Origin of the sequence: Pseudomonas sp. R1-1, from assembly GCF_051132135.1 — a bacterium.
Lineage (GTDB): Bacteria > Pseudomonadota > Gammaproteobacteria > Pseudomonadales > Pseudomonadaceae > Aquipseudomonas.
Genome location: NZ_CP071663.1, coordinates 129,169 through 142,702, shown reverse-complemented (window position 1 = coordinate 142,702; position 13,534 = coordinate 129,169). Strand labels below are relative to the sequence as shown.

Annotated in this window: 9 protein-coding genes; 3 read left to right on the top strand and 6 right to left on the bottom strand. The window is 60.9% G+C overall.

Going from position 1 to position 13,534, the window contains the following annotated elements; all coding sequences use genetic code 11:
* Positions 1 to 9 precede the first annotated feature (9 nt).
* Both J3P75_RS00630 and J3P75_RS00625 read right to left on the bottom strand, forming a co-directional pair.
* Complete coding sequence (locus J3P75_RS00630) at positions 10 to 288, bottom strand: helix-turn-helix domain-containing protein (protein WP_090287690.1); 279 nt, start codon at positions 286 to 288, stop codon at positions 10 to 12.
* Positions 285 to 1,634, bottom strand: coding sequence for a HipA domain-containing protein (locus J3P75_RS00625; protein WP_434708977.1), 1,350 nt, complete (start codon positions 1,632 to 1,634; stop codon positions 285 to 287). Before J3P75_RS00625 ends, J3P75_RS00630 begins: the two co-directional genes overlap by 4 nt.
* Before the next feature lie 229 nt (positions 1,635 to 1,863).
* Here J3P75_RS00625 and J3P75_RS00620 point away from each other — a divergent pair, with 229 nt between their 5' ends.
* Positions 1,864 to 4,818, top strand: coding sequence for an autotransporter outer membrane beta-barrel domain-containing protein (locus tag J3P75_RS00620; RefSeq protein ID WP_434708976.1), 2,955 nt, complete (start codon positions 1,864 to 1,866; stop codon positions 4,816 to 4,818).
* 206 nt (positions 4,819 to 5,024) lie between these two features.
* Complete coding sequence (locus tag J3P75_RS00615; RefSeq protein WP_434708975.1) at positions 5,025 to 7,226, top strand: autotransporter outer membrane beta-barrel domain-containing protein; 2,202 nt, start codon at positions 5,025 to 5,027, stop codon at positions 7,224 to 7,226.
* 655 nt (positions 7,227 to 7,881) lie between these two features.
* Here J3P75_RS00615 and oadA read toward each other — a convergent pair.
* Positions 7,882 to 9,690, bottom strand: coding sequence for a sodium-extruding oxaloacetate decarboxylase subunit alpha (gene oadA / locus J3P75_RS00610; protein WP_434708974.1), 1,809 nt, complete (start codon positions 9,688 to 9,690; stop codon positions 7,882 to 7,884).
* A gap of 11 nt (positions 9,691 to 9,701) precedes the next feature.
* The gene (locus tag J3P75_RS00605) at positions 9,702 to 11,117 is read right to left on the bottom strand and encodes an acetyl-CoA carboxylase biotin carboxylase subunit (protein ID WP_434708973.1); all 1,416 of its coding nucleotides are present in this window, start codon (positions 11,115 to 11,117) and stop codon (positions 9,702 to 9,704) included.
* A gap of 189 nt (positions 11,118 to 11,306) precedes the next feature.
* Between J3P75_RS00605 and J3P75_RS00600 the strand changes: the two genes are divergently transcribed.
* On the top strand, positions 11,307 to 12,269 hold the full coding sequence (locus J3P75_RS00600) for a LysR family transcriptional regulator (protein ID WP_258451118.1): 963 nt from the start codon (positions 11,307 to 11,309) through the stop codon (positions 12,267 to 12,269).
* Here J3P75_RS00600 and J3P75_RS00595 read toward each other — a convergent pair.
* Complete coding sequence (locus J3P75_RS00595) at positions 12,211 to 12,414, bottom strand: PA3496 family putative envelope integrity protein (RefSeq protein ID WP_090287706.1); 204 nt, start codon at positions 12,412 to 12,414, stop codon at positions 12,211 to 12,213. The genes J3P75_RS00600 and J3P75_RS00595 overlap by 59 nt on opposite strands.
* Positions 12,415 to 12,653: 239 nt before the next feature.
* The gene (gene hexR, locus J3P75_RS00590; RefSeq protein ID WP_007962240.1) at positions 12,654 to 13,520 is read right to left on the bottom strand and encodes a transcriptional regulator HexR; all 867 of its coding nucleotides are present in this window, start codon (positions 13,518 to 13,520) and stop codon (positions 12,654 to 12,656) included.
* Positions 13,521 to 13,534: the final 14 nt, after the last annotated feature.

Sequence of the window (13,534 nt, the reverse complement as noted above, 5' to 3'; positions counted from 1 at the left end):
GTGCGGGAGTCAGCTGTTATCCCGGTGAATCCGCACCACGCCCATCTTCATACCAAACGGACGAAACACGGCATTCAACGATTTGAGCGTCTGATTGCCTTCGCCATGCTCGATATGCACCAGCGTCCGCACCGAGATCTTGCACATCCGCGCGAACTGGGTCTGATGCAAACCGGTCACTTCCACCCGTAGTCGACGCACGGCTTCGCCGATGTCCAGCGTGCCTTGGGCCAGGGCTTGCTGGATGCTTTCGATCAGCGCCGTGCGCTCAGCCACAGACAGGCTCATTTCAATCCCCAATCATTCAAGCGTTGCTGCAGATTTTTCAGGTGGACGCCGGGATGGTTCATTGTTCTGGCTGGCAGACCGCTGTCAGCCAGAATATCCGGCAGTGCCGACAGGCGTTGAGCCTCTTGGCGCAAGCGCTCAAACAGCATCGACTCGTCACCCACTGCCGACGGGTCGCCTGGCTCGGCAATATCCGCCAGTGCGCGGCACACGCCTCGCCAGTCGATATCTCCCGCCCGCTCCAGCTCTCTTGGCCATTTGGTGGTACGGGTCACGCCTTCATCGTCCATGACCATCGGCGCCAGGTCATAAATCGGCGCCAGGCGAAAGGCGTTTGCCTCGCGAATGATTGCGGTATTGCGACCATGGTTATCCGAGTTACCGAGGATCTTGTTGATCAGGTCCCGACGCAAGTAATCCACGACGAGGTCAGGGATCTGGCTGGCTTGCCCCGCCGTGCGCCAGAGCCCGGCAAGCAGGCGGATAACCTCCAGATGATTCATCGCACTGCCGGGTGTCGTCACCTGAGCCAGCGAGTAAATCGATTCGACAGCAAAACGGCTGACCTCGCCGTCCTCGACACTACGGTCGAAGCGGTGCATCCACAAACTCGGTTTGTTCGCCTCCTCCAATGCCAGGCCGTCCTCCGCGATCGTGTCGATGCCCAGCGTCTGCAGCGCCTTGTAGTAATGGAATTCGCTACGCAGGATGTCCTGATCGGTCAGCCCACCTCGGTTGCGGGCAAACTTCACGAACCAATGCTGCCTGACGTCCTCATCACTCAATACCGCGTCGGGGTACAACAGACCCGCCTGATTCTCGACCAGCAGTAATTTCGGAGCTTCCCCGCCTGCCCCGGTAGCACCACCGATTGCCGCGCCCAATTCGTAGGCGTACTCAAGAAAGCGCTGATCACGGTGAATGACGTCTTCACGCTTGAAGCCGATTGGCTTGCGCTCATCAACAGCCGCAGCAGACTCCTTGATGCGCATGTTGCCGATAGGGGCCGGGGTGCTGCGCCCGAGCAGATACAGATCGGCGCTGATATCCGCGGGTTTTTCCTGTCCCAGACGTGCAAGCAGGAACCGCTTGGCTGCGCCTGCGGGGGCAATGTCGTGGACAAATGCCGGTGTCTCGGAGCGCCGACCGTTCCAGTCCAGCGGATACAGAGCACTCACCGCCTTGGAAAAAGGCGAGCCTATGGCTTCTATGTTTTCTGCGAGGTAGTCCGTCTCATAGCCGAAGCTGCAGCGACTCGCGAAGCCCTTTTCAGGATCATCGAAGCTCAGAACCATCGCGTCGTGCCAGATACCGGCTGTGAAAATCTGTAATGTCAGGTTGTACATGGTTTCGCCCGTCTGCATTTAAATGCACTTAACTCAGCGCTTTAGTGTCGCCGAATGCAATATAGTGCATTTCAGAAGGACTGGAGGTGGGTAATCTGCAACAAAATGCAGATAACGGACTGTTTCGCTTATACGGCGCGCAAAACAATGCAGATTGACTCCGACATCATTCTGTAAAAACCCCTCGCTATACAGGACGGCCCGTCCATAAGAAAAAGGCCTTCCCTTCATGCCGTTTCCGCCACAGCGCCTGCCTCTCACTATTGCCCTGCTGATCAGCGCCACCACTGCTCACGGTAAAACCGTGCAGATCGACACCGCCACCACCGCCTCGCAAACCCTGGGCGGCAGCGACACGCTGACGATTTCGGCGCGGGGCAGTATCACCAACAGTGGCAAAGCCGTGAGCCTGAAAGACAGCACCAGCGGTGCCGGTGTGGTGATCGATAACGCCGGCAAGATCGTCTCCAGCGGCGGCCGGGCCATCGACAGCAGTGGCGATGAGAGCAAGGCGCGCAATTACGCGATCTACAACCGCAGTGGCGGGCAGATTCTCGGCGCCAACGATGCTTTGCGCATCGACAGCAACTTCGTCAGCGGCAGCCTGTTGATCGACAACAGCGGGGTGATTCGTTCGGCCACCGGTCAAGGCCTGGATCTCGACGCGCTGCGCAGCGACGCGGTGAAGACCACGATCATCAATCGCACCGGCGGGCTGATTCGCGGCGAGGCCAGCGACGGCATGAAGACCGGCGCCAACGCCAGCCTCACCAATTACGGTGAGATCTCCACCGGCGATTCGCACAATGCCGATGAGAAGTTCGACGGCGTCGACATCGACACCGCCAGCGGCGTGTCGATCAGCAACTACGGGGTGATTTCCGGCGGTCGTCACGGCATCACCACCGACCTCGGCGCGACCTTGATCAACTACGGCCAGATCACCGGGCGCAACGGTTCCGGGTTTGGCTCCGACGGCGATGGCTCGGTGGTCAACCATGGCACCATCACCGGTGCGTATTCGGGCCTGCAAGCGAACGGCGACGGCGATGGCGTAGACATCGACAACCTTGCCCACATCGAAAACTACGGCACCATTCAAGGCGTCGGCGCCGGCGGCGTGGACAAGGCCGGTTTCGCCAATGGCAGCGAAGGCATCGCCCTGGGGGGCGGCTACATTCTCAACGCCAGCGGCGCGCTGATCAGCGGTGCCGACAGCGCGATTCTGGTCGACGACGGCAGCGGCAACTCGGGACTGGCCGCGACCACCCTGGAGAACTTCGGCCGCATCGAAGGCCTGAACGGTTTTGGCGCGAAGTTCGTCGGCGAGTTCGCCGACAGCGTAATCAACGGCGGCACTATCAGCGGCAGCAACGGCCTGGCGCTTGACCTGGGCGGTGGCGATGACCGCCTGACGCTGCGCAACGGCAGCCGTTTCCTCGGCATCGTCGATGGCGGCAGCGGCACGGATCGATTGGTCATGGACGATGCGCTCGGTGGCAGTTTTGGCGCCAGCCGCAACTTCGAGTGGCTGGAGGTCCGCGAAGGCGCCTGGACCCTGACCGGCAGCGGCGATTTCAGCGATGGCGGCGCGGTGCGCAATGGCGCCACCCTGATCAACCACGGCGGCATCGCCGGCACCCTGACCGTCGATGCCGGCGGCGTGTATGCCGGGGGCGGCTTGGTCGGCAGCCTCAACGTCAACGGCACCCTGCGCACCGACACCCGCTTGGGGCGTGCGACCATTGTTCATGATTTGACCATGGGCAAAGCCGCCACCCTCGCCTACGGCGTCAACGCCGACGGCAGCAGCGCGCCGGTAGTCGTCGGCGGTGTCGCCAACCTCAATGGCGCGACGCTCGCGGTGAATCCCGGCAGCGGCACCTACCCTTGGCAGAGTCACTACACCGTGCTGCAAGCAGCGCAGGTCAACGGCACCTTCGGCGAGGTCAGCAGTGATTACGCGTTCCTGACGCCAACCCTCGCCTACACCGCGACTCAGGTCGACCTGACCTACACCCGCAACGACATAGCATTCAACGAGTTCGCCACGACTGCCAACGGCAACAATGCCGCCAACAGCCTGGCCTCGATCGGCAAAAACAGTGCGCTGTACAACGCCTTGCTCAACACCACTCAAAACAGCGCCGGTGCGGCAATCGAACAACTGGCCGGTGCCAGTAATGCCAACCTGACCAGCGCCACGCTCAGTGCCAGCAGTCAGGTCGGCAGCAGCATGCTCGCAGCGATGCAGCAAATGGCCGGGCCGGGTTTTCTGGTCGGTCTCGATCAGCGCGACACGCCGGTGCTGGCCGCCAGTGGCGTGCCGGCGGCAGCGCGCAATCTCAATGATCCGAACGCTCGCGGCCGGCTCTGGCTGCAAGGCATCGGTGGCTACGGCAAGCTTGATGGTGAACATGGCAGCAGTGGCCTGGAGCAACGCACCAAGGGCAGCTTGCTCGGCGCCGATTGGGCGCTGAACCCGGCCTGGCGGGTGGGCGTTCTCGGTGGTTACTCGCAAACCGATCTGGATGCCAGCGGCGTCGATGGCGAGGTCGACAGCTGGCACGCCGGGGTTTATGCGCTGCATCAGAACGGCCCGCTGGCCTTGCGCCTGGGTGCGGCGTACAGCGCCCATCAAGGCGAGAGCCAGCGCCACATTGCGTTCAACGGTTTCAGTGATCGTCCGAAAGGCGACTACGACGCCGACAGCCAACAAGCCTTAGCCGAACTCGGCTACGCCATGGGCAGCGGCCGGCTCAGCGCCGAACCGTTCGCCAGCCTCGGCTACCAGCGCTACCACCGCGACCGCTATCAGGAAAAAGGTGGCGCCGCGGCGCTGCAAATCGACAGCCAGACCCAGGACAATTTCAGCAGCACCCTCGGCTTGCGCCTGGCGCACTTGAGCAGCCTGGACAACGGCATGAGCGTCACCCCACGCATGGCCCTCGGTTGGAAACACACCTTTGGCGACGTCAGCAGCTCGACGCGCCAGGCGTTTGTAACCGGTGGCACGGCGTTCAATGTCGAGGGCAGCGCGCTGGATCGCGACAGCCTTATGCTGGAAGCCGGGCTTGATGTCGGGGTCTCGGCACGGCATTCGCTGGGCCTGGGTTACAGCGGCGAGATCGGCAGCAACAGCCGCAACCACGGGCTGATCGGGCAGTGGCAGATGAGTTTCTAAGCACCTCGACAGCCATCGCAGCCCGGCCTGGCTGTAGGAAAAAGCGCCGATCAAGCCATGTAAAAAAGATCCGGTTTCGAAGCTGCCGGACTTTTTCATCCGATACGCTCCGACGTCGCCTGCACGCGTACGGGACGCAGCCGACAGCGGATTTTTGAGGACATCCATAGAGTTGAGTCTTCACTTTCTGGAAAAGGCTTTCCTTGATGCGTACTCAACACGGATGTAAACCAGAACACCTGGCGCTGGCCATTTCCCTGACACTCGGTTGCGTAGAGTTTGCCAACGCCGAGCAACCCTCTGAAGCCGCTGAGCCGCTTGCAACCATCGCGACACCGCAGACGAGCGAAGCCAGCGCCAGGGAGAAGGCTGCTGAACGACTTCAGAGTTTTCTCAGTGACCCGGGGACGGTGCCCATCGTTTTTGAAACCGCGCAAAAAACCTTCAAGGGCACCGCGGTCAACGATCTGATCAGCCTCAGGGACGGTGCCAGCTTCACCGGCCGACTGGACGGTAGCGAGGGCGACAATTTCCTGTTTCTCGATGCGACTGAGGGAGGCGCGCTGAAAGACACGCGCAACTTCAACGGCCTGGTGGTCGCCAAGGGCGACTGGACGTCGAGCTCCAAAGGTGACTTCAAGGAAGGTGTGCTGGTTCAAGGCGGCACGGCCCTGACCAACCTCGGAAATATCAAAGGCGATGTCTATGTCGATAACGGCGGCAGCTTTGCTGGCAAAGGCGCGGTGACCAATCTGCATGTCGACGGCCTGCTCACCGTCAACGGATTGCTTGGGGCGCCGAGGGTCAAAGGCGATCTGCGCCTGACGCCAACCGCCGAGCTGGCGTATGAAGTCACGCCTTCTGGCAGTCAAACGATCAAGGTCGATGGCACTGCCGCGCTGGCCGGCGCCACCTTGAATATCGTCGCAGCGCAGGGGGAATATCCGCAGAGCAGCCAGTACAAGATCATCGAAGCGCGTGCGGTGGAAGGTGAATTCGGCACGATTCGCAACAACCTCGCCTTCATGACCGCGACGCCTCAATACAACTCGAAATCGGTCGGACTGACTTATGCCCGTAATGACGTGGCGCTGGAAGAGGTGGCTACGACTGACGCCGGCCGCGCGGTCGCCAAGAGCATTGTCGAGCCCGTCGCGCCATTGCGTTCTGCAACCCCAACTCAAACCCCGGCCTCTATCTCTACCTCTACCGCTGTGATTGCACCGGAACAGGCCTCGATAGCGGCTTCAGCTTTGGCGTCAATGCCCCTTGCCGAATCCTTGCCCGTCGCTATCAACGAAGAAACCGTCATCGCACAGGCAGAGCAAGCAGCCGAACAGCCCGTGCCTGCGCTGGTTAAACCGGCAAACACCGCAGTCGCCGCACTCCTGTCCAGCGACAAGGCCACCGCCCCCATCGCCCTCGAACAACTCGCCGCCGGCAGCAACGCCAACCTCGCCAAAGCCACGCTGAGCAGTATCTCGCCGGTGAGCGCCAGCATGCTTTCGGCGATGCAGCAGTTGAGCAACCACTCGGACAGGACGTACACATCGGCCAACTCGCCAGGCCAGGCATCCACCGCTGCCGACACCGGCCGGGTATGGATTCAGGCACTCGGCCATGGCGGCAAGGTCGATCGCGATGTCGACAGCACGCTCAAGCACGCTACCCAAGGTCTGGTCCTGGGCGCCGACTGGCGGCTAGATGAGCAATGGCATGTCGGCCTGCTCGGCGGCAAATCACAAACCCGACTCGACGCCCGCCAGTACGACGGCGACCTCGACAGCTGGCACCTCGGCGCCTACGCCGTACGCCAGGACGGCCCGTTGGCACTGCGCCTCGGCGCAACCTGGGCCAGCCACGAAGGCAGCAGTAAACGCCGCGTCGCCTTCAACGGCTTCAGCGACCGCCTGCAGGGCAACTACAACGCCCACACCCAGCAAGCCTTCGCCGAACTCGGCTACAACTTCGGCCGCCACAACGCCACCCTCGAACCCTTCGCCAGCCTCGGCTATCAACGCTACCAGCGCGACAGCTACTGCGAAAAAGGCGGCGACGCAGCCCTCAAAGTCTTCGAACAAACCCGCGACAACCTCAGCAGCACCTTCGGCCTGCGCACCGCCCACACCACCCGACTCGACAACGGCATGCACCTGACCCCGCGCTTCAGCGCCGGCTGGAAACACACCTACGGCGAAATCGACAACCACACGCACCAACAACTGATCAAAGGCGGCAACCGCTTCGAAATCGCCGGCGCCGCACTGGACCGCAACAGCCTTGCCATCGACACCGGACTCGACCTCGGCCTCTCCGCCAACCACACCGTCGGCTTCGGCCTCACAGCCGAAGCAGGCAACGACAGCCGGACTCATGGCGTGATGGGACAGTGGCGGATGGCGTTTTGATGGGGTGAGTTGTTAGCCTGATTACCGTGTTTCAGGAAAAGCCCCTCACCCTAGCCCTCTCCCAAAGGGAGAGGGGACTGATCGCGGTGGATGTGAGATATACGCCGACTAGGGATACCGAGCCGTACGCGATTTCAAAGCCAACGCAAATCGGCTCCCTCTCCCTAGGGAGTGGGCTGGGGTGAGGGGAAAACCAACACGAAATCCAAGTCGAACAACCGCTTTTCACCACTCAACAATGAGCGTTAGCTCGCGTGCTCTTGATCTTGATCTTGCCTAACCAGCGACATCGGAAGGCTGAGTGGAGGGATTGATCCGGGCGTGGGAGCGCAGCGACCGTCTGGCGCAGCCAGACACAGCGGAAGTAGGTGCAGCGAAGCAAACCGTAGCCGCTGCGCCGGGATCGATCCCGCAACGAAGGGACCCGAGCCTGCGAGGGCCGAACGCAGGAGCAAGCCTTTTTGGGTACTTTTTCGGCGTCTGGAAAAAGTGCCTCGCCGTAAGGGCGAAACCGCCAGAAGCAACCCCCGAAGCAACGGATATGCCCCCAAAACAACCAGAGCATGGTCGGCCCACAGGCCGCCAAGTCAAAAAGCCAAAAAAAAGGGGAGCACATGCCCCCCCGAGGTTTAAACCATCACATCGAAGCGCTAAATCACCCTTCGATCTCAATCAAAATCTCACCCGGATTCACCCGATCGCCCTTGACCACATGAATCGCCGCCACCTTCCCGGCAATCGCCGCCTGAACCTCGGTCTCCATCTTCATCGCCTCGGTAATCAACACCGCCTGACCGGCCTTCACGGTGTCGCCCTCCTTGACCAGCACATCGACGATATTGCCCGGCATGGTCGTGCTGACATGCCCCGGCGCCGACGCCTGCTTGCGCTTGCTGCTGCCACCGCCGACAAACTCATTGAGCGGTTCGAACACCACCTCTTCCGGCATGCCATCGATCGACAGATAGAAGTGCCGCTTGCCCTCAGCCTTGACGCCAACACCGGTGATATCGACGCGGTAGGTTTCGCCGTGCACATCAATGACGAACTCGGTCGGCACACCCTCACCGCCCGCCGAGGCAACAGCGCCTGCCTCAGGAATCGGCAACAGCACTTCCGGCGTCAGGGTGCCGGCGGCACGCTCTTCAAGGAATTTGCGACCAATGTCCGGGAACATGGCAAAAGTCAGCACGTCTTCTTCCGAGGTCGCCAGAGCGCCGATATCGGCCCGCAGCTTGGTCATTTCCGGCTTGAGCAGATCGGCCGGACGTACGTCGATGACGTCTTCACTGCCGATCGCCTGACGCCGCAGTTTTTCGTTGACCACACCCGGCGCCTTGCCATAACCGCCTTGCAGATAAAGCTTCACTTCATTGGTGATGGTCTTGTAACGCTCGCCGGCGAGTACGTTGAAAAACGCCTGGGTACCGACGATCTGCGAAGTCGGCGTCACCAGCGGCGGGAAGCCGAGGTCTTCACGCACCCGCGGAATTTCCGCCAGCACCTCGCCCATGCGGTTCAAAGCGCCCTGCTCTTTCAACTGGTTGGCCAGGTTGGAAATCATTCCGCCCGGTACCTGGTTGACTTGCACGCGAGTATCGACCGCGGTGAATTCGCTTTCGAACTGGTGGTACTTCTTGCGCACGGCGTAGAAATACAGGCCGATCTCTTGCAGCAGCTCCAGGTTCAGGCCGGTATCGAATTCGGTGCCCTTGAGCGCCGCGACCATCGACTCGGTGCCCGGGTGGCTGGTGCCGGAGGCGAAGCTGGAGATCGCGGTGTCGATGTGATCGGCGCCGTTTTCGATGGCCTTGAGCTGACACATCGCGGCCAGGCCTGCGGTGTCGTGGGAGTGGATGAACACCGGCAGCGACTGCTCGGCTTTCAACGCACGCACCAGTTCACCGGTAGCGTACGGAGTCAGCAGACCGGCCATGTCCTTGATGGCTACCGAGTCGCAACCCATGGCTTCCATTTGCTTGGCCTGGGTGACAAAAGCGTCGATGGTGTGTACCGGGCTGGTGGTGTAAGCGATGGTGCCTTGCGCATGTTTGCCGGCAGCCTTCACCGCTTCGATGGCCACGCGCAGGTTACGCACGTCGTTCATCGCGTCGAAAATACGGAATACATCGATGCCGTTTTCCGCGGCTTTGGCGACGAAGGCCTGGACCACATCGTCGCTGTAATGGCGGTAGCCCAGCAGGTTCTGCCCGCGCAAGAGCATTTGCAGACGCGTGTTGGGCAGCGCCGCGCGCAGTTGGCGCAGACGCTCCCACGGGTCTTCTTTGAGGAACCGCACACAGGCGTCGAACGTCGCACCGCCCCAGCATTCCAGCGACCAGTAGCCGACTTTGTCGAGCTTGTCGCAGATCGGCAGCATGTCCTCGGTGCGCATGCGGGTGGCGAGCAGCGATTGGTGAGCGTCGCGCAGGATGGTGTCAGTAACGAAGATCTTCTTGCTCATTCTTATATTCCTCACAGGCCTGCGTGGGCGGCGATGGCGGCGGCGATGGCCAGGGCCAGCTCTTCGGGTTTGCGCTTGATCGAGTAGTTGGTCAGTTCCGGGTGGCTTTCAACGAAGCTGGTATTGAACTGGCCGCTGCGGAATTCCGGGTTGCGCAGGATTTCCTGGTAGTAGGCGGCGGTGGTCTTCACCCCTTGCAGGCGCATGTCGTCCAACGCGCGCAAGCCACGGTCCATCGCCTCTTCCCAGGTCAACGCCCAGACCACCAGTTTCAGGCACATCGAATCGTAGAACGGCGGAATGGTGTAGCCGGTGTAGATCGCCGTGTCGGTGCGCACGCCTGGACCACCGGGCGCGTAGTAACGGGTGATCTTGCCGAAGCTCGGCAGGAAGTTGTTCTTCGGATCTTCGGCGTTGATGCGGAACTGCAAAGCGAAACCACGGTGCTGGATGTCTTCCTGCTTCACCGAAAGCGGCAGGCCGGAGGCGATGCGGATCTGCTCGCGAACGATATCGATGCCGGTGATTTCTTCGGTGATGGTGTGTTCCACCTGCACGCGAGTGTTCATCTCCATGAAGTACACCTCGCCCTCGGCGAGCAGGAACTCCACGGTGCCGGCATTCTCGTAACCCACCGCCTTGGCCGCGCGCACCGACAGGTCGCCAATGTAGGCGCGCTGTTCCGGGGTCAGTTGCGGGCTTGGCGCGATCTCGATGAGCTTCTGATTACGGCGCTGGATCGAGCAGTCACGTTCGAACAGGTGCACGACGTTGCCGAAGCTGTCGCCGAGAATCTGCGCTTCGATGTGTTTGGGATTGACGATGCATTTTTCCAGAAACACTTCCGCCGAGCCGAAGGCCTTGGTGGCTTCGGAAATGACCCGGGGGAAATTCTGTTGGAGTTCTTCGCGACTGTTGCAACGACGGATACCGCGACCGCCACCGCCGGAAGTGGCCTTGAGCATCACCGGGTAACCGATGCGGTCACCTTCGGCCAGGGCTTCTTCAATGCCCGAAACGTTGCCTTCAGTGCCCGGCGTGACCGGCACACCCGCCTTGATCATGCTGCGGCGCGCTTCGGTCTTGTCGCCCATGCGCCGGATGACTTCCGCCGACGGGCCGATGAATTTGATCCCGCGTTCGGCGCAGATCTCCGCCAGTTCGGCGTTTTCCGAGAGGAAGCCGTAGCCGGGATGCAGCGCATCGCAGCCGGTTTCAACAGCCAGGTTCACCAGCTTGCGCGGGTTGAGGTAACCGGCCAATGGCTCGGCGCCAATGCTGTGAGCTTCATCCGCACGCTTCACATGCAAGGCATGCCGGTCGGCGTCGGAAAAAATCGCTACCGAGCGAATGCCCATCTCGGCGCAGGCTCGTACGATTCGTACGGCAATCTCACCACGGTTGGCGATCAGGATCTTTTTTATCACTTGGAGGTTCCCTTGAGCCGGTGGCACCACGACCTGCTAGACCCAGGTCGACGCGTGACCAAATGTTTCAATTCGGTCGCAGGTCCACACTAGCGCTCGCAAGGGATTAACAAAAATGAATAAAAATTGGGTCAGGCATAAGTAAAGACTTATAGTTGAAACATCGACCGCACTTCAGAGCCTGGAAAAATGCGTAAGTCCTTGATGCGTATGACGTTACGCCAACTACAGATCTTCAACGAAGTGTGTGATTTGCGCTCTTACAGCCGCGCAGCCGATGAAATGTCCCTCACCCAACCGGCCGTTAGCCTACAGATTCGACAGCTCGAAGAGCTGATTGGCCAGCCGTTGTTCGACTATGTCGGTAAAAAACTCTACATGACCGAGGCTGCTGAAGCCCTGCAACGCGCCAGCCGCGACATCTTCGGGCGCCTGGAAAACCTCGATATGCAACTGTCGGACATGCAAGGTTCGCTGCAGGGCCAGCTGAAACTGGCGGTGGAATCCAGCGCCAAATATTTCGTCCCGCACTTGTTTGCGGCGTTCAAGCGCCAGCACCCCGAGGTCAATCTGCAACTGACCGTGGTCAACCGCGGCCAGGTCATTCGACGGCTGTCGGACAACCGCGATGACCTGGTGATCATGTCGATGGTACCGCAAGACATGGGCCTCGAATTTCTGCCTTTCCTGAACAATCCGATTGTTGCGGTGGCGCGTCCGGATCACCCGTTGGCACACCTGGGCCCGTTGCGCCTGCAGGATCTTGAACCCTACACATTGCTGATTCGCGAGCCGGGCTCGGGCACGCGGCTGGCGTGCGAAGAGTATTTCAAAGAGAAACGCGTGCACTTCACCCAGACTCAGGAAGTAGCCTCGGCCGAGGCTCAGCGCGAGTGTGTGCTGGCGGGTCTGGGCGTGGCGCTGTTGACGCGTCACGCCCTGAACCTGGAGCTGGCGACCGGCGGGCTGGTCGAGCTGCCGGTAGAGGAATTGCCGCTGCTGCGTAGCTGGTGCCTGGTGCAGGCCAAAGCCAAACGCCTGTCACCGGTGGCGCATGCCTTCCTGGCGTTTATCCGCAGCGAGCGTGCGCAGATCAGCGCGCTGGTTGAGCGTTTCGACGGGAAGCTGCGGGCGCTGCCTGCCAGAGATTAACCTCGGGAAAATCGCCGATCTCGGCCTGAAGCTGGCGAAGTTCGAAACGATCTTCGATGGCGCGACGGAATTCCATGCGGCGCTGGTCTTCCTGCTGACGACGGGTTTTCGCGGCGCTGTTGCGTTCTTCGTAGGGCTGAGCCATTTCGATTCTCCCAAGGCGAGTACGGGAGTTTCACGATAGGCGCGGGGGATGACGGTTTGGCTGCGCGGGGATGACAGTGCGATGAAACTTGCTCAGGGTTGCGGTGCTTTTCAGGACGCCATCGCGAGCAGGCTCGCTCCCACATTGGATCTCGGTATGACACAGATTTCATGTGTCGCTGTAGATCACTGTGGGAGCGAGCCTGCTCGCGATCAAGGTCGGAACGCCCCTGGATGACTTCAGTCATCAAGGGCTTTCACGGCTTTGGGCGACAAGCGCAAGCTGCGCAAACTGCGCTTCACGCTCTTGAGGTGATTGACCAGGCTCGGCCCGCGCGCCATGGCCACGCCCATCGCCAGCACATCGATCACCACCAGGTGGGCGATGCGCGAGGTCAGCGGCGTGTAGATTTCCGTGTCTTCGTGCACATCGATTGCCAGATTGACCGTCGACAGCTCGGCCAGCGGTGTCTGGCTCGGGCACAGGGTGATCAACGAGGCGCCGCTTTCGCGAACGAGATTGGCGGTGATCAACAGATCCTTGGAGCGCCCCGACTGGGAAATGCAGATCGCCACATCGGTCGGCTTCAGGGTCACCGCCGACATCGCCTGCATGTGCGGGTCGGAATACGCCGCCGCGGTCAGCAGCAGACGGAAAAACTTGTGCTGGGCATCCGCCGCCACTGCACCGGACGCGCCAAAGCCATAGAACTCGACGCGCTGCGCCTGGGACATCAACGTGACCGCGCGCTGCAATTCCACCGGATCAAGCTTCTCGCGAACCTCCATCAGCGTGTGCAGCGTGGTGTCGAAAATCTTCAGGCTGTAATCGGCGACCGAGTCGTCTTCATGGATCGCAAACTGGCCGAAACTGGCACCGGCGGCCAGGCTTTGCGCCAGTTTCAGTTTCAGATCCTGAAAACCGGAACAACCGATGGCGCGGCAAAAGCGCACGATCGTCGGCTCACTGATGCCGACGCTGTGAGCCAGATCGGCCATGGAACTGTGCATCACCGCCGCAGGGTCAAGCAGCACGTGGTCGGCGACCTTGAGCTCCGACTTGCGTAACAGGTGACGTGACTGGGCAATGTGTTGCAGCAGATTCAAGGGGCTGGACTCTT

Bases quoted from the DNA above. Each gene is read 5' to 3' on its own strand.
- J3P75_RS00615 (WP_434708975.1), top strand. From the start codon at position 5,025: ATGCGTACTCAACACGGATGTAAACCAGAACACCTGGCGCTGGCCATT.
- J3P75_RS00625 (WP_434708977.1), bottom strand. From the start codon at position 1,634: ATGTACAACCTGACATTACAGATTTTCACAGCCGGTATCTGGCACGAC.
- J3P75_RS00595 (WP_090287706.1), bottom strand. From the start codon at position 12,414: ATGGCTCAGCCCTACGAAGAACGCAACAGCGCCGCGAAAACCCGTCGT.
- oadA (WP_434708974.1), bottom strand. From the start codon at position 9,690: ATGAGCAAGAAGATCTTCGTTACTGACACCATCCTGCGCGACGCTCAC.
- J3P75_RS00620 (WP_434708976.1), top strand. From the start codon at position 1,864: ATGCCGTTTCCGCCACAGCGCCTGCCTCTCACTATTGCCCTGCTGATC.
- J3P75_RS00600 (WP_258451118.1), top strand. From the start codon at position 11,307: ATGCGTAAGTCCTTGATGCGTATGACGTTACGCCAACTACAGATCTTC.
- J3P75_RS00630 (WP_090287690.1), bottom strand. From the start codon at position 288: ATGAGCCTGTCTGTGGCTGAGCGCACGGCGCTGATCGAAAGCATCCAG.